General features: G+C 59.9%; 21 protein-coding genes and 3 pseudogenes. 4 read left to right on the top strand and 20 right to left on the bottom strand.

Annotated elements, in window-relative coordinates; genetic code table 11:
- Positions 1–3: 3 nt before the first annotated feature.
- The 13 genes and pseudogenes from EYW47_RS33185 to EYW47_RS33245 form a co-directional block, all read right to left on the bottom strand.
- Positions 4–1,269: a citrate synthase gene (locus tag EYW47_RS33185; RefSeq protein ID WP_165976745.1), complete on the bottom strand. Its 1,266-nt coding sequence runs from the start codon at positions 1,267–1,269 to the stop codon at positions 4–6.
- 24 nt (positions 1,270–1,293) lie between these two features.
- Complete coding sequence (locus tag EYW47_RS33190) at positions 1,294–1,908, bottom strand: MFS transporter (RefSeq protein WP_338117858.1); 615 nt, start codon at positions 1,906–1,908, stop codon at positions 1,294–1,296.
- Positions 1,909–2,640: an MFS transporter gene (locus EYW47_RS33195; RefSeq protein ID WP_133199047.1), complete on the bottom strand. Its 732-nt coding sequence runs from the start codon at positions 2,638–2,640 to the stop codon at positions 1,909–1,911. It abuts the gene before it with no gap.
- Positions 2,641–2,682: 42 nt separating this feature from the next.
- On the bottom strand, positions 2,683–3,177 hold the full coding sequence (locus EYW47_RS33200) for a cupin domain-containing protein (RefSeq protein ID WP_133199048.1): 495 nt from the start codon (positions 3,175–3,177) through the stop codon (positions 2,683–2,685).
- 28 nt (positions 3,178–3,205) lie between these two features.
- Positions 3,206–4,201 carry an amidohydrolase family protein gene (locus EYW47_RS33205; protein ID WP_133199049.1) on the bottom strand — a complete coding sequence of 332 codons (996 nt, stop codon included), beginning with the start codon at positions 4,199–4,201 and terminating at the stop codon, positions 3,206–3,208.
- 669 nt (positions 4,202–4,870) lie between these two features.
- Positions 4,871–5,032: pseudogene (locus tag EYW47_RS41460) on the bottom strand (IS6 family transposase); the annotation flags it as partial.
- Between the two features lie 112 nt (positions 5,033–5,144).
- Positions 5,145–5,843, bottom strand: coding sequence for a flavin reductase family protein (locus EYW47_RS33215; protein WP_205710201.1), 699 nt, complete (start codon positions 5,841–5,843; stop codon positions 5,145–5,147).
- Positions 5,844–5,861: 18 nt separating this feature from the next.
- Positions 5,862–6,956 (bottom strand): porin, encoded by a 1,095-nt coding sequence (locus EYW47_RS33220; protein WP_338117857.1) that lies wholly within the window; start codon positions 6,954–6,956, stop codon positions 5,862–5,864.
- 240 nt (positions 6,957–7,196) lie between these two features.
- Positions 7,197–8,000: an IclR family transcriptional regulator gene (locus tag EYW47_RS33225; protein ID WP_133199051.1), complete on the bottom strand. Its 804-nt coding sequence runs from the start codon at positions 7,998–8,000 to the stop codon at positions 7,197–7,199.
- Between the two features lie 38 nt (positions 8,001–8,038).
- Positions 8,039–9,340: an MFS transporter gene (locus EYW47_RS33230; RefSeq protein ID WP_133199052.1), complete on the bottom strand. Its 1,302-nt coding sequence runs from the start codon at positions 9,338–9,340 to the stop codon at positions 8,039–8,041.
- 93 nt (positions 9,341–9,433) lie between these two features.
- Entirely contained in the window at positions 9,434–10,612 is a 1,179-nt protein-coding gene (locus tag EYW47_RS33235) for an alpha/beta hydrolase family protein (protein ID WP_133199053.1), read from the bottom strand.
- Between the two features lie 127 nt (positions 10,613–10,739).
- Positions 10,740–11,720 (bottom strand): fumarylacetoacetate hydrolase family protein, encoded by a 981-nt coding sequence (locus tag EYW47_RS33240; RefSeq protein ID WP_133199054.1) that lies wholly within the window; start codon positions 11,718–11,720, stop codon positions 10,740–10,742.
- A gap of 449 nt (positions 11,721–12,169) precedes the next feature.
- Positions 12,170–12,409, bottom strand: a pseudogene (locus EYW47_RS33245) (ISNCY family transposase); the annotation flags it as partial.
- A 52-nt stretch (positions 12,410–12,461) separates the two neighbouring features.
- Here EYW47_RS33245 and hemB point away from each other — a divergent pair.
- Positions 12,462–13,202, top strand: coding sequence for a porphobilinogen synthase (hemB, locus tag EYW47_RS33250; protein ID WP_133199055.1), 741 nt, complete (start codon positions 12,462–12,464; stop codon positions 13,200–13,202).
- A gap of 60 nt (positions 13,203–13,262) precedes the next feature.
- Positions 13,263–14,276: a LysR family transcriptional regulator gene (locus tag EYW47_RS33255; protein WP_133199056.1), complete on the top strand. Its 1,014-nt coding sequence runs from the start codon at positions 13,263–13,265 to the stop codon at positions 14,274–14,276.
- Between the two features lie 767 nt (positions 14,277–15,043).
- Here EYW47_RS33255 and EYW47_RS33260 read toward each other — a convergent pair.
- From EYW47_RS33260 to EYW47_RS33280, 4 genes and pseudogenes are all read right to left on the bottom strand, one after another.
- Positions 15,044–15,253 carry a hypothetical protein gene (locus tag EYW47_RS33260; RefSeq protein WP_133199057.1) on the bottom strand — a complete coding sequence of 70 codons (210 nt, stop codon included), beginning with the start codon at positions 15,251–15,253 and terminating at the stop codon, positions 15,044–15,046.
- Positions 15,254–15,735: 482 nt separating this feature from the next.
- On the bottom strand, positions 15,736–16,017 hold the full coding sequence (locus EYW47_RS33265; protein ID WP_133199058.1) for a YciI family protein: 282 nt from the start codon (positions 16,015–16,017) through the stop codon (positions 15,736–15,738).
- Between the two features lie 121 nt (positions 16,018–16,138).
- Positions 16,139–17,404, bottom strand: a pseudogene (locus EYW47_RS33275) (thiamine pyrophosphate-binding protein); the annotation flags it as partial.
- A gap of 108 nt (positions 17,405–17,512) precedes the next feature.
- Positions 17,513–17,974: a hypothetical protein gene (locus tag EYW47_RS33280; protein WP_133199059.1), complete on the bottom strand. Its 462-nt coding sequence runs from the start codon at positions 17,972–17,974 to the stop codon at positions 17,513–17,515.
- 373 nt (positions 17,975–18,347) lie between these two features.
- On the opposite strand from EYW47_RS33280, the gene EYW47_RS33285 reads away from it, so the two are divergent.
- On the top strand, positions 18,348–19,469 hold the full coding sequence (locus EYW47_RS33285; RefSeq protein ID WP_133199060.1) for an NADH:flavin oxidoreductase/NADH oxidase: 1,122 nt from the start codon (positions 18,348–18,350) through the stop codon (positions 19,467–19,469).
- A 452-nt stretch (positions 19,470–19,921) separates the two neighbouring features.
- Here the strand turns inward: EYW47_RS33285 and EYW47_RS33295 are convergent, their stop codons facing one another.
- Both EYW47_RS33295 and EYW47_RS33300 read right to left on the bottom strand, forming a co-directional pair.
- The gene (locus tag EYW47_RS33295; protein WP_133199062.1) at positions 19,922–20,290 is read right to left on the bottom strand and encodes a response regulator transcription factor; all 369 of its coding nucleotides are present in this window, start codon (positions 20,288–20,290) and stop codon (positions 19,922–19,924) included.
- A gap of 518 nt (positions 20,291–20,808) precedes the next feature.
- On the bottom strand, positions 20,809–21,114 hold the full coding sequence (locus tag EYW47_RS33300; RefSeq protein WP_133199063.1) for a hypothetical protein: 306 nt from the start codon (positions 21,112–21,114) through the stop codon (positions 20,809–20,811).
- 375 nt (positions 21,115–21,489) lie between these two features.
- Between EYW47_RS33300 and EYW47_RS33305 the strand changes: the two genes are divergently transcribed.
- Entirely contained in the window at positions 21,490–23,427 is a 1,938-nt protein-coding gene (locus EYW47_RS33305) for an ATP-binding protein (protein ID WP_133199064.1), read from the top strand.
- Positions 23,428–23,719: 292 nt separating this feature from the next.
- Here EYW47_RS33305 and EYW47_RS33310 read toward each other — a convergent pair.
- Positions 23,720–23,942: alpha/beta fold hydrolase (locus EYW47_RS33310; protein ID WP_133199065.1), on the bottom strand; the 223-nt coding region annotated here is incomplete at its 5' end.

The following is a 23,942-nucleotide window of genomic DNA, read 5'->3' on the forward strand; positions in this document are numbered from 1 at the left end:
GCTTCAATTGCTCTTGCCTTCGTATCGCGCTCGTGGCCGGAGAACCGAACCATCGGCTCGCTGTTCGAGAATATGCGCGATATGCCCGGCGGTCCGACCGATGGCCCATAACGCACTCGCGGATTTTCGTGGGAGACCGAGTGCCGCGCAAAAGACAACGAGACCCACCGCCAACCCGGGATACGCCTCATATTGGTCAATCGCATTTTTCAGAAACGCTAGCGCCTTTCTGGTGGCAGGGGACGCCGGATCGGCCTGCTTCGCCAAATCGATCAGTGCGAGCGCGCGCGGATCACCTTTCGGAAACAGCGTGTGATTGAATCCAAACAACTTGCGTCCGTGCTTGCGCCACGTGACGGATTCACTCTGAAGGGAAAGTTCGCCCGCGTGCATGAGAAGATCTTCCGCCATATCTGCGCCACGCCCCGTCAACACACCCGAATGCGCGCAAATTCCAGCGCCAACAGAGGCGAAGATATCCGCGCCTGCCGATGCCGCAACCCGGGCCCCAAATGCCCCGGGCGTGAGTTCGAAATCAGCGCAAATGATTAGTGCGGCGTTCACGAATGCCGCCACTCGATCCAACTGCGAGACGCCAGACGCGCGACAGACGATTCTGGCGATCGACTCGCCCGCTTCTGGCTCGACAAAACGCCCCGCCGCAGACAAGTATCCGCAACACCCACTCAGGACCTGCAGAATTTGCCGAGGGGCGAACGATGCGTCGCCTTCTCGCGGTTCGTCCAGCCCGACCTGAGGCAGGCCCAATGCGAGCACCACAATCGAAAACAGCTTGAGCACATCTTCCGGAGGCGTCGCAATGCCCAATGATTCAACCAACCGGTCGATCTTCAGCGTGGGAGCATGATAGTTCCATACCAGACGCTCGTCCGGCATCTCACCAGACCATAAGAGCTGGCTCACTGCCTCAAACGTGCATCCACTGCGCGAGAGCTCGATTGCGTCGCGCCCGCGATATTTTGGAGCGTCCTGCGTAAGTTCCGTCACCGCAGTGGTGATAATCGGCTCGCCCCACTTCATCGAAGTCTGGCCGCGCGGCGCGAAACCTGATCGCGCATCTGAACGACTCCGCAATAGCTCGATATCCCGGCGGGAAAACAACTTTGCACGCGAGCCTGCAATTGGCCTGCTCTCGATTTGCCCCCTGCTGACGTACGCATACAAGGTGGGCGCTTTGATACCGAGCGCGGCCAATGCCTCGTCCCGCGTCATGTAATCTGGCGGATCAGCACTGGCTTCAGTCGTCATTGTCGGCATTCTTCACACCTTTCTTCAAGGCCCGGAGGTTCGCACGGGTCGGCTCGCGGTCAGCTTCGCCCTTGTCGTCGTTCTCACATGCATCATTGCCACCGATAACGCGGCGACTGCGAACGAAAACGACATGACGATAAACACAATCCGCGGATTCGTGTTCCTTGCCAGCAACGCGCCCGCGAGCATCGGACCAAGAATGGCGCCCACGCGCCCCACACCGAAGGCCCATCCGAGGCCAGTCGATCGAATATTTGTCGGATAGATCGTTCCCGCGATTGCGTTAAGCCCAACCTGCCCTCCTGAGCCGAGCGCCCCGCCGACAAAGCTCATCACCAGCAACATCGACTCTGGCGCGCCGGCACTGCCGTTCAGCATGACGCAGGGCATCGCCATAAAGATAGCGCATGCAACGACCGGCATTCCGTACCGATCCAGCAGGCGCGTAATCGCCAATGCGCCCAAAGCACCACCCGTCTGCCACATGGCCCCAATCAGCGCGGCACGGCCTGGCTCGATGCCGAATCCGGTATAGAGAATCGGAGCCCATACCATCACGAATAGATTGCCCATCAGACAGAATACGAAGGCGACCCAGACGAGTAACGTATTCCCCTTATGACCGTTCAGGAACAGCTAAAGCGGTGTAGCTCCGCCTCCGGCCATGTTTGTTCCACCGAACTCGGGCATCCCCATCGGAAGGTCGATGTTCATCCGGTTCAGCAGTGCGTGCAGTTTTTGTATATCCCGCTTTCCGTAAAGGTATTCCAGCGACTCTGGAAGGAGTGCCATCATGAGGGCCGCAACCAGCATCGGCGCAAAAGCACCCACGTAGAAGACGCTGCGCCACCCGTAATTGCTGAGAAATGCCGCGGCAACCCAGCCTGGTGCGGCAGCGCCAAGACTGTACCCTACGAACATGAGGCCGATCGTCCACCCCCTCGAGTGCTCAGGGGCGAATTCGGTATTCAAGGCAATTGCGTTCGGTACAGCCCCGCCCAAACCGATTCCTGCAAGAAACCTCATTGCGATGAAAGCATTCAACGAATGGGACCAGACCGCAGCGAGCGTCAGTGTGCCGAACAACAACGTCCCCAACACGATCATGGGCTTGCGCCCGAATCGGTCGCCCATACTTCCGAGCAAGACAGATCCCAGCATATAGCCAAAGAGCCCCGCAGACGCTACCGAGCCAAATGCGCCTTTGCTGATCGAGAACTGATGCAGGAGCGCGGGCCCCACGTAGCCAATCAGATTGAGTTCGTAGCCATCCAAAAACAGCACAAGAAAGCAAAGAATCGCTACCGAAAGGCGCAACGGATTGCGACTTTGTCGATCGATCAAGCTTCGGATGTCATTCTTTTCCATTGCTCCTCGCTAATGCAGGTCCGCCCCGACTGCCGCCACATTTCACGGGGCGAACTGCGCTCCGGAAAGTGAATCCACCCTCTTTGGGTTTCCATCAATGAGCACCACCGCGATCCGGGCCGGCACGGCACCGCGGTTGATCCATGCGTGACGGGTGCCTCTCTGTACTACGATATCCCCCGGCCTGACCGTAACCGACTGGCTATCCAGCATCAGTTCGAGTTCGCCCGCAAGGCAAATCACATAATCAATCGAGTCGGTACGATGTAATCCATGGGGTTCATTGCCGACCTCGAATTCCACCACGCTGAAACGAGACCCGGATGCAGGTGGCGGGACGCCCAGCTCCTGCTCGCCGGAATCGGTTTCACTCAGGAAATCCGCAGGCGTCTCATTCGTCGCCCATATGAGGGTTGTCGTGGTTTTCGGAGTCGGGCGCTTGCTGTTCGCCGCCACTCCATCAATCCAGACAACGGACTTTCCATCAGCATCATGCGAAGTGACGATTCGCCGAATATCAGGTTTTGCGTTGAACATGGCGGTACTCTCGGATCTGTTCAGGAATCTAGCGACCGGCGCCTGCCTCGATCATCTTTTCGAGCCCGAACAGGCGAACGGCGTTTTCTCCGAGAATCTTGCGGCGATCCGAAGGAGAAATTGGCAGCGCATCGACATGCTCGCTTCCGGTATCGATGAATGGGTAATCGGTTCCGAACAGAACATGGTCGGCTCCTACGGTGTCCAACGCAAGCATCAGCGACGCCTTCCCATACGAGCAGGTGTCGTAATAGAGGCGCTTGGCGTACACGCTCGGCAATTGATTGATGTCCTTTCGACAGTCAGGAAATATCCGATACCCGTTGTCCAGGCGCTCGAGGAGCATCAAGACCGCAGCCCCCGTATGGGCGACGACGTATGGAAAATCGGGGTAGCGCTCAAAGATTCCCGCATAGATCATTCGCGTCAAAGCGACCGTTGTTTCAAACATGAATCCCACACGGATTGGCAATTCGTACTCGTTCAGGTTATCCGTGTTTTCCGGGTGCATCGGGTGTTCGACAACGGGCAAGTGCAGCGCGTTGATGCGGCTCCAGATGGGCTCTAACGACGAATGATTGAGAGGCGTCGAACCGATGCTCGAACCCATCGTGATCCCGACGCACATTGGGTTCTCGCTCACGCGGTCCAGTTCTTTCAAAGACGCAAGAGGATCCACAAGCGGGAGACACGCCAGCGCGCGCAGGCGAGATGGGTGAGCCCGACATGCAGCAAATGCCTGGTCGTTAATTGCGCGAGCCAGCTCCGCCTGGGCATCCGGTGAAAACGCGTGCACATTTGGAGCCGTTAGAGACAAAACGCGAACGTCTATCCCTTTCCTGTCCATGTCCGCGATGCAGTGATCCGGGTCAAACCATGCATCTCGACGTGGAAGCAGGGTCGTATTGCCCCGGCGGACCTCGTGTATGCCATCTCCGACGGTGCGGACCGACACCCCGGAAAGGCTCATTACCGCATCGAAGAATACTGGATGGATGAAGTGCGCATGGATGTCGACTTTCATAGGCTAGTGGGCTCGAAGTGCGTAGTGTCCGACCATGGTAAACATCGCCTGCAAAAGTTCAAGATTGATTGTTTTGTATAGATATCCCTCACATAACATAGGATTACTACGCTTTAGCAGAAGTCATCGCAGACGGGGGACGAGCCTGATCATGATCCTCAGGAGGCATTCGTTCGCCCGATGTCGCCTCCAACTGCCCCTTCATATTACTATATTTTCCACTCGTCAAGTTTATTGCTGGCGACAGAACCGTTTCGCTGGACCTCGCACGCCAAAAAATCATCCTGGTGAGTGGTCGGGTGGTTTACTATCTGCTGTCAGCCCAGCTATCCTGCTGCTCGCCGGGTGGGCCACGCAGCCGATATGGCGCGCCCGGCGGCCGACCGCTCTCGAAGCACTCATCGAACACGGACCATGCCTGTTAACAGAAGCCCTATCCCGACCCACTCGCAAAGCGATGAAGACACCGGTGCGCCACTTTCCGACGAACCCGTCGTCCTGCAATCGGAGGCGCCAGGCTTCGTAATCCGGCAGGTACACCGGGCCTTCGTCCGCAAGCTGGTAGAGCACCTTGCCCCGTACGACATCTCGCCTGCCCAGTGGACTGCGCTGCGGGTTCTGTCGCAGTAAGGATCGAGGGATGAGCGAAATCGATATGAGAAGTACTGCTTATATCGCAAGGTTGTAGAATTGATCAGCGACTGATAGATGGACTCCGCGAGCGAACTTCAACTGTCCTTTCACGATCATGTGCATCAGTTCGATGCCGGCCAGAAGGATTCGGGCACAGCGAAAAGTCTTGAATCCCAGCATCGGCCGTGTCCGGCTCTTCATCGAACTTTCAGTTTCGTATCTTCCGCACATCATAGCGGAACGCCTTACTGCAACAGAGCCCTCAGGCGCGGCATCTACCACCATCTGGACACCACCGCCTTTCAACACGTCAGCCCGAAGTCCCATCCGTGCCAGTTTGAACCCCCGGAGCCTCGCCCGAGCCATTTGCGCTCTCTCCCTGGCCCGCAAACCATTCCTCCACACTATCGATACGCATTGCGAAGCAATCGCGTTGCCGCGCGTAGGTGGTTGCGCCCATGCGCCCGACTGGCCGATATGCCCGCTCGTCCACATACATCCGTGCGGGGTCGACGAGGCCCTCGCGCGCATGAAAACGCACCACCTCGCCGACGATCAGTTCGCCCCGCGGACCCAGCACGAGTGACGCGACGCGCCGGCATTCGAGCGAGAACGGCGCCTCTGCGACGCGCGGCACCGCGATGTCGACACCGTCGACTAGCGTCAGTCCCGCCGCAGTGATTTCACTGTGCCCAGGCGGAAAGTCGATGGCCGCGATATTGACCGCTTTCACCAGATCCTCGTCGACGAGATTGACGACGAAGACACCCGTGGCCGCAATATTCCTGGACGTATCTTTCACGCCACCGTCGAACCGCTTCTGAACACCGAGGACAACGATGGGCGGGTCGGGCGAAAACACATTGAAGAAACTAAACGGAGCCGCATTGACCGAGCCATCCTCGCCGACGCTCGTCACAAACGCAATGGGCCGTGGCACCACGCTCGCCGAAAGCAGCTTGTACCGATCACGAGGATGCAATGACGCCATCGAAGCCGAAAAAGTCATGAAGCTGTCTCCGTTACGCTAAAACCGATGCCGGATACCGATGCTGACGGCCGTCGTGCTGCCGGCAACCTCGTGGGGAAGCGCTGGCCCGGCGATGAATCCGGTTGTCATCTTTCCGTGATTGTTCACGAAGCCTACCTGGGCATAGAGCGCCGTACGCTTGGACAACGAGTAACTGGTCCCCACTGCCGCCAGGATCGAGTGATCCGCCGAATTATTGCCATTGCGGGTGTACCATGTTCCCGCATTGAGATTCCAGAACGAATTCACATCGTAGCTCAATCCTGTTCCGTACACCTGACTCGAGAATCCGCCGGCGACCTTGTAGAGCGAGTAGGCGACGCCTAGAGCAAGGCTGCCCAGGTAAAATTTCGCCCCCACCGTTCTGCCCGCGAAGGCCACCGTGCTCGGTACCGGGGTGCTGGCGGCCGTTCCGCCGCTGTCGCCGTTATACATGGCAGCGTCCAGATGCACGAAAGCGGCATCGTACGAGAGCCGCAGTGCATATTGGCGCCCGGCTGCAAAATCACCGGCCTCCCCGCCGAGCGCCATCATTGCACTTCCCGAGAATCCACCCACTTTCGGGCTCGTGTACGTAATGGCGTTTGAATTGAACATCCCGGTCACCGCCACATTGTCCACGTACAACGTCTCGCTGGATCCGAAGAAATACGAGTTTCCTCGGGGGTCGGTCGAAATCACGGAGAGCAAGAACGGCGAGTATTGCAGCCCCGCGGCCACCGTTCCGTAGCCATTCTCCAGAGCCAGATACGCCTGACGACCAAATTCATTCTTGTTCGAATTCGCTAACGCTCCGGTTCCGGTGCTGACACCGCTTTCCAGTTTGAATTTCAGCTTCATCCCGCCGCCAAGGTCTTCGACGCCCTGCATGCCGAAGGAGCTCGCCGACACCCCGCTGTCATTGAAAGCATAGAGCGGTCCGGCGTTTGCTCCATGAGCGTTCGGATAGTGTGACGCATAAAGCAGCCCCGCATCCAGCACACCGTAGAGCGACACATTCGATTGAGCATGAGACTCAGCTGCGTACAATAGCGCAAACGAAACTAGCGCTTGCGAACAGTGTGTCCGGTTGATTCTATTGATCTTCAACACAATGATTGTCTCCGTATTATTCGTATTCTTATTTCGCATACCTATATATATGATGCGAATCTCATCTGTCGATCTACCTCATTCTCACGCCGTTCCAGAATGACACCTCCCGCCTGACCGGCTCACCTTCCATGCCGTCGATCTTAGGCTGCGTAGCGCAACCCCTCCTCGTCTCTGTCCGGCAGGCGAACACCAATAGCAGATAGCCGATCCTTGCAGGCGGACGGCCTCGTTTTTGCGTCAGGGTTGGCCAGCGAAGCCTCGCAACGCATCCTGAATGGTGGACACCGTCGCCTGAAGCCGACGCGACAGCAGTTCGGTACGCGGCGCCGACATGCGGCTATCGACGGCGGCGACGCTAACAGCCGCTACCGGATTGTTTAGCGTATCGAGAATCGCGACGCCAACCGCCGTCGTGCCGAGCGTGACCTGACTGTGAATCAACGCATAGCCGCGTTGATGGCAGGCCTCAATCGCGCTACGAAGCTCGCGGAGTTGCAACGACTTGATCTCACTGTGGCGTCGCGCGAGATTCCCCATCGTGAATTCGCGCTCATCCACCGGAATCGCCGCAAGAATCGCAAGACCGCCGGCGCCCAGGCCGAGTGGACGCCGGCTGCCCACTTCGATCGTTACCACGCGGATGGGTGACGGTCCCTCAAAACGATCCGCACACACTGACTCGCTGCCGCTGCGCACGGTGAGGTAAACCGTGTCGCCGATCTCCTCGGCGAGGCGCCCGAGGATTGGCCGGCACGGGTCGCGCACGTCGTAGATCAGCGAAGCGGCAAAGCCGAGTTCCATGCTCAGCGGGCCCAGCACGTACCGCTTGTCCGAATCGCGCTGCACCACCATGCGCTCGGCGATCAAGCGGTGTAGCAGGCGGTGCGCGCTTGGGTGAGGCAGCTCCGCCGCGCTGGCTATTTGCGTCAGCGCGAGCCCGAACCGCCCAGCCGTGGCCAGCACGCGCAGCATGGCGATTGTGCGTTCGACGGTGCCGTAGTCGGCACGCTCGGTGTTGCCGGCTTTTACTCTCGCATTCATTGGCACTCCGGATTTCGTCTCGATCTGTCTTGTCGAAGTCAATACTGCGCGAGTCCTTCTGTACGCCGTACACCGCTCGACGCGCGCCCGGTCAGCGCGAGTGCACCGAGCGTCACCATGGCCGCCACGGCTGGCACGATGGCGATCAAAACGATCGCACGCGCCGACCAGCCAAGCGACAGCAACTCGCCGCAAATCGCCGGGCCGACAAACGACCCCATGCGTCCGATCGCGTGCGCCCAACCGAGACCGGTTGCGCGCATCTGGAGGGGATAACGCGCGACGGCCATCGCGGTCAGCCCCATCATGGCGTTCACGAGACCCGCCCCGATCACGCCGATCATCAACAGAACCGCAGCGGCGCCCAGCTGCGCCCGGCCGAGCGCCACAAAGCCAGCGATGACGAGAACGAACCCGATGGTCAGCGCCAGCTTCAGGCGGACACGGCCCGCAAGCGCCATCAACGCGACGATGAGCGTCATCAGGATGTTGCCGCACAGGCCCCCGAAGCTGAATGCGGCAATGCCTACCGATGCGCGTGCCGGTGCTACGCCGAACGACGGCAATAGCGTCGGTATCCACGACAGCATGGCGAAGACATCCATGAAAACCAGGAACGCGAACAGCCACAACAGCGACGTGAAAATGGCAAGATCGCCCCGGAACAGCACCTGTGGCCTGGCGGCGGCACGCTGTGCCGGGTCACGGGCGCCGTTGGCCATCAAGTCCGCGCAACGTGCCGGGGACAACACCAGGAAAAAAGGCAGCGCAACGACGAGTGGCAGAATACCGCCCAGGACGAAAATGGCGTGCCAGCCCAGATGCTGCATGAGCGGGCCGCCGATCATCCCCCCGGCGACCGAACCGACCGACATGCCGGTCGTCATGATCAGCGACGCGGCGACCTTGTGCTTCGGCCCGATGATGCTCGCGGACGCCGTAATCGCGATCGGCAATACCGCGCACAGCCCAACGGCCGCGAACAGCCGCAGTGCAGAGAGCGTGGCGATGTTCGTTGCGAACGTCGCCGCCAACGTGAAGCCGGCGGACACCACGACGCTCGCGGTGCCGGCAAAGCGATACCCGAACCGCCGCGCGACCGATCCAACGCTCACGTAGCCGAGCACGGCGCCGACGTTGGTAGCAACGAAAACCGACGTGAAGCGCGCGGGCACCAACCCCCATTCGTGCGCGAGAGGTGGCACGACGAACGCAAACGAGGTCGTGTTGAAGCCATCCAGCACGATCACGAGAAAACACGTGATGAGCGCGAGCACGCTACCGGCCCGGACTGTCCTGCCCTTGACGTCGCCGCCGGGCTCGTTCGACTTTTCCGTCATCAGATCTGCTCCTTGCGTGAGGCAGCCCGGTGGCCCCGGCGGCTTCCCGTGAACGTTGAGTTGTTGGTCCTGGATGGGCTTGCTGGCGGGCCGTTACCGCGCGGGGTTCGCGCTAGCCAGCTTGGCAACGAACCAGTCCGCGATCCGGCTCAGCGCCGGCTCAGGGCGATCCAACTGGACGTGCGCAGCGCCGCCTTCCTCCCGCGTGTAGACGCGCAGTTCTTTCGACTTCGATCCGATAGCCGCGTAAAGCTGCTCCGCCTCGGCCAGCGGCGTCTGCTTGTCGTCCTCGCCTTGCACAAGCAGGACATCGCAGGTGATCTGGCTTGCGACGTCCACCAGACTGAACTTCTCGAGCTTGACGAGCGCCTCGTCGTAGCTCGACACGCCCAGGATCCGCAGCAGATGCGTTCCCGTCGTGCCGAGCGCCGCGCCCGTATCGACGCTGACGGGCTCGCCGGGCCGGACCTTCATCCGGCGCACCCAAATGCCGTGATAGTCGTAAATCGCCCCCCACGCGACACATGCCTTGAACCGTTTCTCGAACGCTGCGGCACGCGGCGCGTAGTAGCCGCCCATGCTCGCGGCGCAGATGCCGACCCGATCTGCGTCCACGTCGAAGTGCTTCACGAGATAGTCGAAGGCCACGCCGGCCGCCACCTCGGAATCATGACGCGCCGTCAGCTTGCCCAAGCGCAGCGTCGCCCCTTGACCGGGATGGTCGATCGCGAGACAGCTGATGCCGCGCGCAGCGAACGCACGCGCCATGTAGAACATCTCTTCCTTCGTGCCGTCGAGTCCGTCTGAAATCATGACGGCGGGAGCGGGTCCCTCGACACCCTGGGCCGGAACAAAGTACGCGGAGATAAAGCTGTTTTCGAACGGGATGTCGAACGTCTCGACGCGCGGCTTCATCAATTCGGCAGCCCGCGCGAAGGTGTCCATATGCCGTGCAAAGGTAGGCTGCGCCCGGTCGTCGTCGGGCGGAAGAAATGCCTCAGCCCACTGATAGTATTGCGCCGCACGAAAATACGCGTCGCAGGCTGTGACCTCGGTACCGCCCTTCAGCGCTTCGTCGCCCACCGCCTCGACCTGCTGCGCGAGCTTCATCCACGCACGGTGCCAGGCTTGCGCATCGCCCCACGGACCGGTCTTCGCGGCTTCCTGCAGATCCTTGCAAGCCCAATGGATTTCTCCGAACATGCCGCCGCTTGCCAGACACCGATTGACCGCAAGCGACCACATATAGTTACCGGGAAAATATTCAAACATCTTCGCTCTCCTTATTGCATTACGTCTTGATAGTGCAGTGCAACGCGTGCTGCGACGACTGCCGTCTGGTTACCCTTAGCCTGCTGAACGACGTCGGAAACCGCTGGTTTCCCGATCGCCGCGCATATCAGCCATTCGAAACGAAGCGTTGATCGATTGCACCAAAAACGCTGCGCCCTGCCCGGTCGAAGTGTTCGATGCGAACGCGATCGCCAAATTTGAGGAACGGTGTGACCGCCTGGCCATCGCGCAGCGTTTCGAGCGCCCGAATTTCGCCGATGCATCCACACCCAGCCGCTTCGTCTTCGTTCGATACGGTCCCAAGGCCGATTACCGTGCCCGGTTCGAATTTGCGTGTCTGTGCGACATGCGCAATCAAATGTCCATAGTGAAACGGCGTATCAATGCCGGTTTCGATTCTGCCGACCTGCTCACCCCGAAGCCAGCAACGCATCTCGCCGCTCACCAGTGCCCCATCCCACAAGTCGCCCAACTCGTCGGGCGTGACGGCTATGGGACCCATGCTCGAAGCGGGCTTGCCCGTCAGGAAGCCAAAAGAGCGCTTCAGTTCACCTGGTATCAGCGTCCGCAACGACACATCGTTCAGCAACACGAACAAATGAATGTAAGCGCCCGCCGCATCTGCTGAAACGCCCATCGGTACATCGCCGGTCAGCGCCGCGATCTCGGCCTCGAAGTCGATTCCGAATTCGTCCGACGGCATCGGCACATCCTCGCTCCAACCCATAAAGCCGTGGGAAATGCCTTGGTAGACGAGCGGACGATCGTAGAGGTCGTCGGGAAGCGCCTCGCCGCGCGCTGCGCGATTGCGGCAAATATGACTCAGGTAAGCCGCACCGTCGAGGTACTGGTAAGAGCGCGGCAACGGCGCCCCCAGCTTCTCCACCACGAGATCGAAAGCGTGCTCCGCCCTGCCCTCATTGAGCGCCTCGTAAATCGCCAGCAGCGCCGGCGCTCGCTCTGCCCAGTTGTCCAGCGCCTCCTGCATCGTGGCCGCAACCGTCCCCGCGCTGACCGCCCGACTCAGGTCCCGGCTCACGACTATCAATTCTCCGTCGCGGCCATGTTTCAACGAAGCCAGTTTCATACCGCATTACTCCTCGTGATTCGAATGTGCGTTGAATCGCCATCCAGTGAAGGCGATCTTAGCCCACCCTATGCGTGATCCCGGGGGAGTTTGTTCACCAGGTGGACACGTTTATGCAGGGAGGACGGCGCGCGCTTTCCCCGCCGTCTCGCCCTCGAACAAGCACGGCGAATCCTGCCGCGCCGCGACCATCCCAAACAGGGTCCACCGGCTGAAACGCCTCGATGAGTCAATAGAAGCGAACCGCCCAACCGAGAGAGCTGTGACGCAATCGTCACGAATTCATGTTCACTTCATGGCCGAAAATGACATGTTCTACGTTCCATTTCACTTTTAGCCCGTATTTTTAAGAATTAAAACTTATGAATAGTCTTTAAAGATCGAAATGGGCGGACTCACAAGTCAGGAACGTCGAGCGCACAGGGTCTGTACTTGAGCGATATGCGGTTAAGGTAGGCCCGCTCCACACGACCCTTGGCTGCGCGCGAGTTCGCGCAGAACGTGTCGATGTTCAGCCCGTACATCGCGCGTCCGAAGTGCGTCACGCTGCGCCCGGTCTTGCTCGCGCTCACGCTGCGGAACACGCTCGCGCGATCGCTGTACAGCGCCACCGCCTTGCCGTGACGCTCCAGATACGCGCGCGTCGCGTCGAAGTAGCTGAACGTCGATTCGGTCTGTGTGAAGTGCAGGTGCACGCTGGTCGGCTGAAGGTCGGCTGACGCTCTCACGCCACTACAAGGCATGACCTTCGGCGTATCGCATCATAAGGATGCCGTGGGCAGCGATACCTGGCAGGAAAACGGGTTGGTCTGCCGCATGATACGCGCGGCCAAGGAAGCGGTGCCCGAGATGATCGTGATGTCCGATACCTGTTTCTGCGAGTACACGGATCACGGTCATTGCGGTGTACTGCATCGTCACGCGATCGACAATGACGCCACGCTCGTCAACCTGGGCAAACAATCCGTTCAGGCTGCGCGCGCCGGCGCCGACTTCATCGCGCCGTCTTCAGCGACAGACGGTCAGGTCGCCGCGATACGCCAGGCCCTCGATGCCGAGGGACTTCACGAGACTACCATCCTGTCCTGTTCGACAAAGCTGGCTTCGTCGTTGTACGGCCCGTTCCGCGAAGCGGGGGGATCCTCGCTGCAAGGCGAGCGCAAAACATATCAAGTCGACCCGATGAACCGCCGCGAAGCGTTGCGCGAATCGTTGCTCGACGAAGCCGAGGGCGCGGACACACCGATGGTCAAGCCAGCCGGCATGTATCTCGACCTTATCCGCGACATTCGCAACGCTTCCGATCTTCCGCTCGCTGGCTACCAGGTCAGCGGCGAATATGCCATGATCAAGTTTGCCTCGAAGGTCGGCGCGATCGACGAGCATAATGTGGTGCGTGAGAGCATCGGTGCCATCAAGCGTGCCGGCGCAGACCCGATTTTCACGTACTTCGCTCTGGACCTCGCGCTGCAGGGAATCTAGCGTGTCCGGGACTGGCTAACAGACAGGCATCTACCGGGCGGCGAGGGGCCGCAAAAAAAAATGGCCGACTTCCTCAACAATCTCCGTACGTTCGTCCGCGTGGTCGAAGCGGGATCGTTCACCGCTGTCGCGAATGAAAGCGACTGCACACCCGGTCAGGTTTCGCGTGCGGTGACCTCGCTCGAAGAGGAGTTGCAGGCCCTGGTCCTGCACCGCACGACGCGTCACCTATCAGTGACCGATGTGGGCACCCGGTTTTATGAACGAGCCAAGGTCATTCTCGCCGACATAGACAGTGCCACCGACGAAGCACGCAACGCCACAGAATCGCCCGCGGGGCGCATCCGCGTGCATTCCTCTCCAGGACTCGCCTACAGCGAAGTGGCGACCGCGCTGGCAAGCTATCAGGCAAGCTTCCCTGCTGTCTCGGTCGAACTCAAGATCGAGCAGAGTATGCCGGGCCTCGTGGAGGAAGGATACGATCTCTCGGTTGTCTCGGCGACGCAATTGCCCGACTCCGCTTACATCTCCCAGGCGTTGGGCGCTGCGTACTCGGTACTGGTGTCCTCAGCGGACTACATCGCACGCCACGGCCTTCCACGCAAGCTGACCGATCTCGCCGATCACGCGTTGCTGCAACTCGAAAGCCCCGTCTCCGCAGCCGACGAATGGCATCTGCAGAGCGCTGACGACACGCACCTGTGGACCATCACGCGCACGCCGTTCCGCGTCAATACGCCGGATGCACTGCGCGCAGCACTGTTTGCAGGCGTCGGGATCGGCACGCTGCCGACGTACACGGTGGCCGACGACCTCGCCTCGGGTGCCTTGGTGCGTGTGTTGCCTCAGTATCATTTGCGGCCGTTCACCGTGTTCGCCGTCTATCCTTCGCGGCGTTATCTCGATGCGAAGGTCCGTACGCTGCTCGAGCATCTGCGCGCAACACTCTCGCCGGCGCTAGCCAAAGCGATGGAAATCGTCGAGACCTATACCGGCGATGCAACCGCGCCGCCGGCTTCGCCGCCCAAGCGAGTGGCCGGGACCGCACGCAAGCGCCCCGCGAAGCGGAAATAGCAAGCCGCCAGCTCGGATGCCGATTTCCATGCGGCAGTCGAGCTGTTCGATAGGGCGAAAGTCTGGAAGGGTATGAGCGCCGCGGTGCGCACCCATGCCCTCGCGCACGCGAGGCGGTATTCGCATGGCGCGAGAAAAATCGGTCACACCGGGGAGGACGGTCCGGCGTGACCGAGAAAGAAGACGCTTTCCGAGTCCACCCGCTAATCCATTAGTGGAGTCGATGTCTGATCATAGCGCCTTCATCCCGTCAGGTCTTGGGCCAGACCTGAATCGTTCTTATGGGCTGGCAAGACCTTCGAAAACCCTTCAAAAAGGCGCTTTGCGCCAATCAAAGCCGCGATTGTCCGCAGGCGACGTTTACATCGATTAAATTACGCCTCATGCGCTGCCCTCCTTAGCATTACAGAAAAAAGAGAGATCACGTCAGCGAGTCCATGTTTTTTCGATCAACTCACACCGAACCGATTTCACCCGGAGAGCACCATGCAGATCATCAAGTATTTCGGCGCGATCATCGCGACCACCGCGCTTGTCGCCGCACCCGTCTATGCACAACAGGCCAGTGACGCGCCCCCGTCACCCACGGCCCCGACGAAGAAGGCTCTGCACAAGCGGTCTTGTTGGTCAGCCCGGTCGGGTCGTTACCGTCGATGTAGCCGCCGTTCAGCGAGAATGGTCCGAGTGTGTAGTAAAGCGCCGCCGACCGCACGCGCTGGTTCTCGAAGTCGCCAGCCACGCCACCAAAGCTTTCAGCACACTCGCCGTCAAGCCATAGAACGTCGGCGAGGTGTACTCACCGAATTGTTGGCCCACGTGTATTGCACGCCGGTGAAGCCCGTGAGCGTCTGATAGATCGTGTTCGCGACCGAAGTAAAATTCTCGAAGCCGCTCGCGTCCGACTGGTAGAGCACCTCGACGAACGGCGTGTAGTGGCGACCGAACGACAACTGCCCGAGGTTCGCCTGCTTGATCATGAAAAAATCGGTCACTCCGGCGGGGGAGGCCGAAGCGACCGAAAAGACGAGGAGACACTGCTCGACACTACTTTCTGGACATTCAGGGGCTTACGCACCGCCATTGCAAACAAACTCCCCGGTTGCAAGTGGCTCGGGGTGATCCCAATCGATTTTCGGCAAGGCTCTGGCCTCCCTGCGACTCGCCGTCATTCGCCAGATCCGATGCTCACCCTGCACATCCAGTATCGATCATAGGATGTGAGTTCATAAGAGTCTTGGCTTAAGTCTGAATCGTTCTTAAAAGGCAGAACGACATAGCCAACGGTCGCGGGGCGGTGACGTCCGTTCGCCCATAGCCCGCCGTTGAACGACAGGCAAGGTGCCGCACTGCGTGCACCCACCGTGCCGGCACCATGCCGCCGAACCCGGCGCCAACCCCGGTCATCAAGGTCAGTAGTGCGAACATGAGCGGCCTTGCACCATCAGTGGATGATCCGCAATCAGCGGTTGTCAACACGCTTCACGAACGCCCGGATATCGATCGTCTCCCAGATGCCCGCCACGTTGAACGGGTCGCGGGAAACGAATGCGCGGACGTTCTCAATATCGTCCGCCTCGTAAAGAAAAAAGCTGCCGATCATCGTGCCGTCGAGTTCGGTCAAAGGCCCCGATATCAGCGTGCGCAACGGCGAAGTCTCGAGCCATGCCTTATGTGCGTCATAGTTGGCGAGTCGCCTTGCGACCATGCCTGGATGATCGATGCAATAGACAATGAAATGCATGTTCACCGCTCCGTGAACGATCGCCCGCCCCGGGGCTAACGCAGATTGGCTTTCGCGAGCTCGATGATTTCGTCGCCTCGGCCGTTCAGCACTGCACGCAGCATGTACAGACTGAACCCCTTGCCTTCGCGCCCAGCGCCTGCGGCATGGCGTTGGCCATCGACCCATGATTGAACGACCCGTGCAACTGCCGCTTGCCGTTCATCGTGAGGTAGCGTGCAGCCCACAATGTCGGCGTCCCGACGTCGGCCGTGAAGATCGCATCCTCGGCCGCGAGCATGTCGATCACCCTCGTGAGGTACTGCGGATGAATAGGCTCGCCCGGCGCGGACGGTCGAGCCAGGTCGTCAAGGCCCTGGCGGGCCGACACGTAGTGCGCCAGCGCCTTCTCGAGCAAACCGCGGCTGGTCTTGCGCTGCAGCTTCGGCAGCAGCGCGGCAAGCGTCTCCTTCACCGTGCCCACGAGTCCCAGGTCGAGCGGCGCGCGGCGCCCGAGTTGCCCCCCCTTCCGGTCGATCTGTGCGATCTTCGCGTTGGGTGGATAGAACGGACGGTACGGAAAATCGCAGCCGAGCAGCAGTAGCATGTCGCACGACATCATCGCGTGATAGCCGGAACTGAAGCCGATGAGCCCCGTCATGCCGACGTCGAACGGATTCTCGTACTCGATGAAGGGCTTGCCGCGCAGGGCATGGACGATGGGCGCCCCGAGCGCATCGGCCAGCGCGATGACTTCATCGTGAGCGCCTGCCACGCCGCTTCCGCACATGAGCGTGACTGCATCGCTCCCGTTGAGCAGCGCGGCAAGCCGGGAGATTTCCGTGTCCGCGGGCACGATGGCAGACGTGCCGCCAAGGCTCCAACGCGGCACCGCATCGGATGCCTCGCTCAAGGCAACGTCGCCCGGCAGCACGATGACCGCCACGCCACGCTCTTCCACGGCCGTGCGCATCGCGCGTTCGAGCACGCGTGGGAATTGCGAAGCGTTGGTCACGAGCTCGACGAAATGGCTGCACTCCCTGAACAGCTCCTGCGGATGCGTTTCCTGAAAGTATCCGAGGCCAATCTCGGTCGACGGAATATGAGCTGCTATCACGAGTACAGGCTGGTGGTTGCGGTGGCAATCGAACAACCCGTTGATCAGATGCAGATTGCCGGGGCCGCAACTGCCCGCGCACACGGCGAGACGCCCGCTTGCCGCGGCATCGGCGCCTGCAGCAAAGGCCGCTGCTTCCTCGTGGCGCGTATGCATCCAGCGGATCGTACCCACCTGGTCGAGGCTGTAGGCGAGTCCATTCAGGCTGTCGCCGGTCACGCCCCAGATGCGTTCTACGCCAGCTGCCGCGAGGGTTCGCGCGAGATATCCTGCGATCGTTTGCCCTGACATTTCGCTCTCCTTGAAAACAAGCCCGCCGAAACGAACCGTGCACGACGCGAAAGCCATAGCGTATGGCGAATCAGATTGCCTGTTTCCCAAAGCCTGTCTGAATTGTTCTTAATGCCTTCCCTGCTGCGCGAAGCGCTTGCTCAATAGCGAGATCAGACATAGCGTCTTGAGCACGCACTCGGTGAGCAACACCATAAAAATCGGTTTGGATATCGCCAGGGCCGAAGGGAGCGCTGGCCCCACCGCCAGCACACTCGCGCAGCAAAGAAACGCAAAAATCCCTCGCCAGTATCGCTTTGCGAGGATCGCGAGGATGCCCGCACCGACCCATATCGCCTTCGCAACAACGACCGCGCTCATCGCAGTCGAATCCGGGCTCGCTATGTCCAGTTCGATCCATGCCAGTGCCAGCGACCATATGCACACGGCGAGAATGAGCAACACTGGAACACAGTTCCATTTCCACTTGCTATTGGTGCGAAGCGGTTTTGTGTAGGCGCTCAAAGCGCTCCCGAAATCCGGAATGCTGGTGTCGCCAGTCAAGGCTGGCTGAGTGTCTTCGAGATTCATGGTCGTGCTCCGTTTCAGGTCAAGGCCGCACACCTCCGATCCCGCACCATGCCCGCAGAGCCGTGGTGCGTGACACATAGCGACCTGTGAGCATTATTCGCGGCAATACCTGAAAAGTCGTCAATGGCCGGATTAATCGATCTGATGAGTGCTGAGCGGAATTCAAACGACCCAACGTTCCCAATTGCGTCGCACTCGATGTGGTCTCGCTACGCTCGAAGGCACCGCAACCCACCGCATCCTTCGGGCTCGGCAAGGCGCTCTGACCAGATCTCTTCACATCTCTTCAGTTGTGTCGTGCCTGCCGCAAGACCACAATCTCCTGAACGAGCGCGCGAATCGTCCCGCCAAATTTCCTCCGAAGGAAAACGAAATGAATTCCATGCTCTTTTCGCCAGTATCTATCGGCCCGGTCCGCCTTGCGAACCGCATCGTCGTTTCACCGATGTGCCAATACAGTGCCGACGATGGTTGCGCGAACGACTGGCACCTGATGCACCTCATGCAGCTCGGCATCTCCGGGGCAGGTCTGGTCGTTCTCGAAGCGAGCGCCGTCGAGCGTCACGCGCGCATCACGCATGAATGTCTTGGCCTGTACAACGACAGCAACGAAGCCGCGCTGGCACGCGTGATGGCTGCGGCCCGAAAGGTCGCGTCCGCAGATACGCGCTGGGGCATACAAATCAATCACGCCGGCCGCAAAGCCTCGGCGCAGCGCCCATGGGAAGGCCGCGGCGCGCTGCAGCCACACGAAGATCCGTGGCCCACGCAAGCGCCCTCCGCACTGGCCGCGGGCGAAGGCTGGCACACGCCTGCCGCGATGACGCGCGAAGACATGACGCGCGTGCACGACAGTTTCGCGGCTGCGGCGAGACGCGCCGCGCGCCTCGGGTTCGACGTCGTCGAGATCCATGCGGCGCACGGCTACCTGCTTCACCAGTTCCTTTCCCCCGTGGCGAACCATCGCGACGACGCGTTCGGCGGGGACCTGGACAATCGCATGCGCTTTCCGCTGGAAGTGGCGGCCGCCGTGCGCGAAGCGCTGCCGCCCTCTGTATCGCTGGGCCTGAGAATCACGGGATCGGATTGGCTGCCTGAGGGCATCGACGTGCAGGAAACGACCGCCCTTGCGTTGGCGTTGCAGGCGCTCGGCGCCGATTACGTCTGCGTGAGCACGGGCGGCATCGCGCACGCCCGGATTCCGGTCGCTCCCAATTACCAGGTTCCCTTCGCGGCCGCAGTAAAAGCGGGCACGGGTATGCACACGCGCGCGGTCGGCATGATCGTCGACCCCGAGCAGGCAGAGGCCATCGTGGCCGAAGGCAAGGCCGATACGGTCGCGCTCGCCCGCGCCTTGCTCGACAATCCACGATGGGTATGGCATGCCGCCGAAAAGCTGGGCGCTGAGGATTCGGTGTTCTATCCGCCGCAGTATGAACGGAGCAAGCGCGGTCTGTGGTCGGGCGCGAGGATCGCACGCCCGAATGCGTCCTAGCGTACAACGCAAGACTGCATGTCGCCCGCGAAGGATTCGTTCCCGCGCCGGGCAGCCCGGCGACGTGCCAAGGCCGATGACCGTCGAATACTGCCGGCTGCGTGCCGACATAGCGCTAATCGGTATCGAGCAAGCCGCGCAGGCGCAGCCGTTCTGCGGACACACTTAGCATAGCGATACGAGCGCCGCGGGGAGTTGACGCGCATTTTGCGTGACTGTCTACTCGACGACCTCAGGGCCTCCTTGCTGTACCAGTCGCGCCACAACCGGCCTGCGCGCGAGCGCAAGCTGACCGAACACATTCCTGCCCGCGCTCCCCGGACAGGTGAGCACGCCTTGTCTACCGGCCGCATTGCAGCACCGGCGCCTTCACACGACGAGACACCGGTAGGCGACCACGCGGCGCGGCGATCGTGTGATCAGTCACCCTCGGCGCCACGCCTGCTCCCACATCAAATAGCAGAACCTGTTGAGAAACCCTCGATCAACTCGAGAATCTCATCGGAAGAAAAGGGTTTGTGCAAGAACGCACGCGCGCCCTGTTCAAGCGCTCGTCCAACGGACTCTTCGTCGCCATGCGACGAAATGAAAACCACGGGAGCAGCGACGCCCCGCTCGAGCAGCAGCCGCTGAACTTCCAGCCCATTCACCCCCTTCAACTCCAGGTCCAGCAGGATGCAGGCGGCGTTATCCGGCTGGGTAGTGGCGAGAAAGTCCTCCCCGGAAGCAAAGGACGCTGCAATATGTCCAGCTGATTTCAGCAGGCTCGTCAAACTCTTGCGTACCAATGCGTCGTCGTCAATGATGCAGACAATGGCCATTTGATTTAAACCAGATGTGGGTCGCGATACGGCGCCGGCGCGGCGTGACGCGTGGCCGTTCCACCTCAGGCCCGAGCGCGGCGCCGCCCAAGGTGGCCACCGTCTGTGCCACGTACAGCCACTACATGTAGCTCCAGGTCGGCGGTGCAGATAGTGTCGACACCATCGGTGAGGATCGCCGTGCGCACGCCGCTTCGAACCGGAAATAGCAGGCAGCAAATCGCGAGGCACCACAGTACGGCCCGCTCTGCCTCGCCGAGTAGTTCGCAGCTCCACTCGGTGGTCGCACGCAATGTCCGCTGCCTTGAAAAATCTGCATTTGTCTCGCTCTCCACACGCCTACCGGTGCCTTGCGGCACGGCCATCCTGCCAGGTTCGCCGCGCCGTTCATCGAAAGGCGACGTTGCATCAGGGCTCAAACGTATGCTAGTGCGAAAATTGATCCTGAACCATTATGCTTAAGTTTAAATTCACGTCCGCCGATATCACCGGCCCTTGTTATTCAGCGATCGCCATGTTCACACGCTACGACTAAACAGCGCCCCTTGCATGCGCCACACTCCTTGCAACTGCTCGCGCTCGGACGATTTGCGATTGTCATCTCCGAGGGCATCGCGCCGAGCCCCGCAACCGCAACCCTCATTGCCCTGGAGCCTTTGGGCAAAGTCAAATGCACCCAGCTCGTTGGCTCCGTCATGAACATCGTCGGCTTGGGGTTCGGACCGTTTGCCGGAGGCGTTGTCGCCCAGGCTTTGACGCATCCGCTGCTCACGCCCTGCCTCGTTTTCGGCCTCGCAGCCCTTCTGTCCGTGCCCGGTGCTCATGCGTATTGCTGTTCGGCTATCCGCAGTCAGCGCTGAGATACGAATTCTGGTCCAAAGCCGAGGCGGGCGGCGTGAATGAAAGACGCTTTCATAAATATTAAGATCTGACTTCCGTCTGATGAAGATAAATCCAATTATTAAAAATCCTGAATATGCCATTTAGTTTCCTATGAATCAGAAAAATTCACGACGCGCAGATCGACAAAACTATATGATTTGAGCAGAAGCCGGATAACGGGGGTATGATGAAAATCCAACGGACACTCGACCACCCCACGTCCTTTTATAACCCGCAGGGCCAATATTCATGCGCGCCCACCTGAACACGCCGCATGTTGACCTCGGCATTGCGCTCGACAGGGCATCTCGTCCACCATGACCTCATTCCTGGGGCCAGAATATCGCCCGGCACGCTTGCCGCACATTCTTGCTCACGCACATCCTTACTGGAAGCGGCGGCACATTACGCGCATGCAATTTGTGTACACTGCGCTAGTCTGGATAGCCGGCAGCTTCGCGCTTGCGGGTACAACGTGGGTATGCTTTCAGTCGCACGTCGATATCTCTACCGCGAGCCTGATCTTGAGGCTAGTTGTCGTCGTGCTGGCATTGTTCAATAGTTTCTTTTCTTCAATATTTTTCGCCATACTCGGCGCGACACTTCTCGACTATTTTTTTACGAAGCCTCTCTTTCATCTGAACGTCTATCGTCGGGAAGACGTAATCGCTCTCCTGACTTTCACGATAACCACGCTCGTCGTCAGCGCGCTCATCCGATATATACGTCTGCTTGGAAACGTGCAGCGTGAACAGGCCCGCCTGTTGGACCTCACGAACGACAACATTTTCGTTCGTGACGACGGCGACATTATCCGGTATTGGAATCATGCTGCCGAATCCCTTTACGGCTGGAAACGCTCGGAAGCAATCGGCAGGCACGCACACACCCTTCTTGCGACAGTCTTTCCTTGTTCATTGGAAGAGATCAACCGCGTTCTCATCCACACCGGCCACTGGGAAGGGGAACTCGTTCATACGACGCGCGACGGTGCGAAGCTCGTGCTTGCGAGCCGCTGGTCCGTGCAAATCGACGCAAATGGCAAGTTGTGCGCAATACTCGAAAGCAATACGGATATTACCCGCCGCAAACAGGCCGAAGAGGCGCTGCGTCGCAGCGAGGCCGAATTTCTGGCTGAAGCACAACGGCTGAGCCAGACCGGCAGTTTTGCCTGGAACACCCAAACCTCAGCGGTTTCATGGTCAGCGCAAACATTCCGTATTTTCGAGTATGACGCAACTGTGTCCCCGTCGATCGAGCTGTTTTTCGCTCGCCTGCACCCCGAGGACGCGACATCGGCTCGTTTCGCATTCGCAACCGCTGTAGCAGCGAAGCGCCACCTTGACCTCGATACGAGATTGCTCATGCCTGATGGAGCGATCAAGCATGTGCACGTCGTGGCTCACGCGCTGGAGGCCGCACCGGCTGGCGTGCAGTATATCGGTGCGGTCATGGACGTCAGCGCCGCACGGCGAGCCGAGGAGCAGATTCGCTCGACCCAGGCTGAACTGGAGCGCATTTCGCGGGCGACTGTTCTCGGTGTGCTGAGTGCGTCTATTGCGCACGAGGTAGGTCAACCGCTCGCTGCGATCATGACATTTGGACAAACCGCTCAGCGCTGGATCGTGCGTGAACCGCCGGAACTCGACGAAGTGCACGGATGTCTTGACGGCGTGATCGCGAGCGCCATGCGTGCGTCCTCCATTGTGCAACGCGTTCGCGACATGACTTCGCGCACCACCGCGCAGCGCGAACTGCTGAACCTGGATGACGTGGTGGACGAAATGGCCCCCTTGCTCAGTTGGGAGATTTCACGCCACGGCATCGAGTTGCAGTTCAAACTCGCCCAAAATCTTCCTCCGATACTGGCTAACCGCATCCAGTTGCAGCAGGTTTTGATGAATCTGCTCGTGAATGCCATGCAGGCAATGTCCGGATCAGCAGGCGGACAGCGAGGCATACTGGTCGAGTCGCGTCTGGACGAAAGCGGCCACGTCACGGTCGCTGTTCGGGATTCGGGACCGGGCATTCGCGAAGAAGATGCGCAGCGGTTATTCGAGGCTTTCTACACAACCAAGTCGACGGGAATGGGCATGGGTCTCTCTATCTGCCGTTCGATCGTCGTATCGCACTGCGGACGCATCTGGGCAGCCAATAATGCGGACTGCGGCGCGACTTTTAGTTTCAGCTTGCCACCTGCACGGAAGCCTGCGGCGCAGGAGACCGGCGACAAGACCTGTCCGCCCGCGCCATAGCGCAGCCTTCATGATCAGCTAGCCTGCGCATCACGCTGCATCGCTACTTTTGCCCACTTTGCCCGATAGCATCTAAGTGGCTATCAGCTTTGCGCCTGCTTTTTTTTCGGCTGATGAATTTACGGTTGCGGAGTTCCTGCCCCTCGACGATAAAGTCGGCGAGCGACTGGCACGTGATCATGTCCGCGGCCTGCCCTCCCCGTGATCTATCGGAAAATCGCACGCTGCGCTACAGCAAACCATATCGAACATCGCCTTGGAGTGCGAAGTTAGAGACGGTCATGCGACCTCGTCACTGCCCTTCTTGCTGAGCCGCCTGCTCGATCAGCGCAGCAACTTCCTTCGGATGAGACTCATAAACCGAATGGCTGGCGCCATCGACTTCCACCGTTCTTGCGTGTGCGCGCTTCGCGTACATGCGCTCGAGGTCCGGGTTGATGATCTTGTCCGCCTTTGCGACCATGTAGAACACAGGCTTGATCTTCCATGCCGGATCGGGAATTTGCGACGCGAAT

This window comes from Paraburkholderia silviterrae (genome assembly GCF_004353915.1).
Taxonomy (GTDB): domain Bacteria; phylum Pseudomonadota; class Gammaproteobacteria; order Burkholderiales; family Burkholderiaceae; genus Paraburkholderia; species Paraburkholderia silviterrae.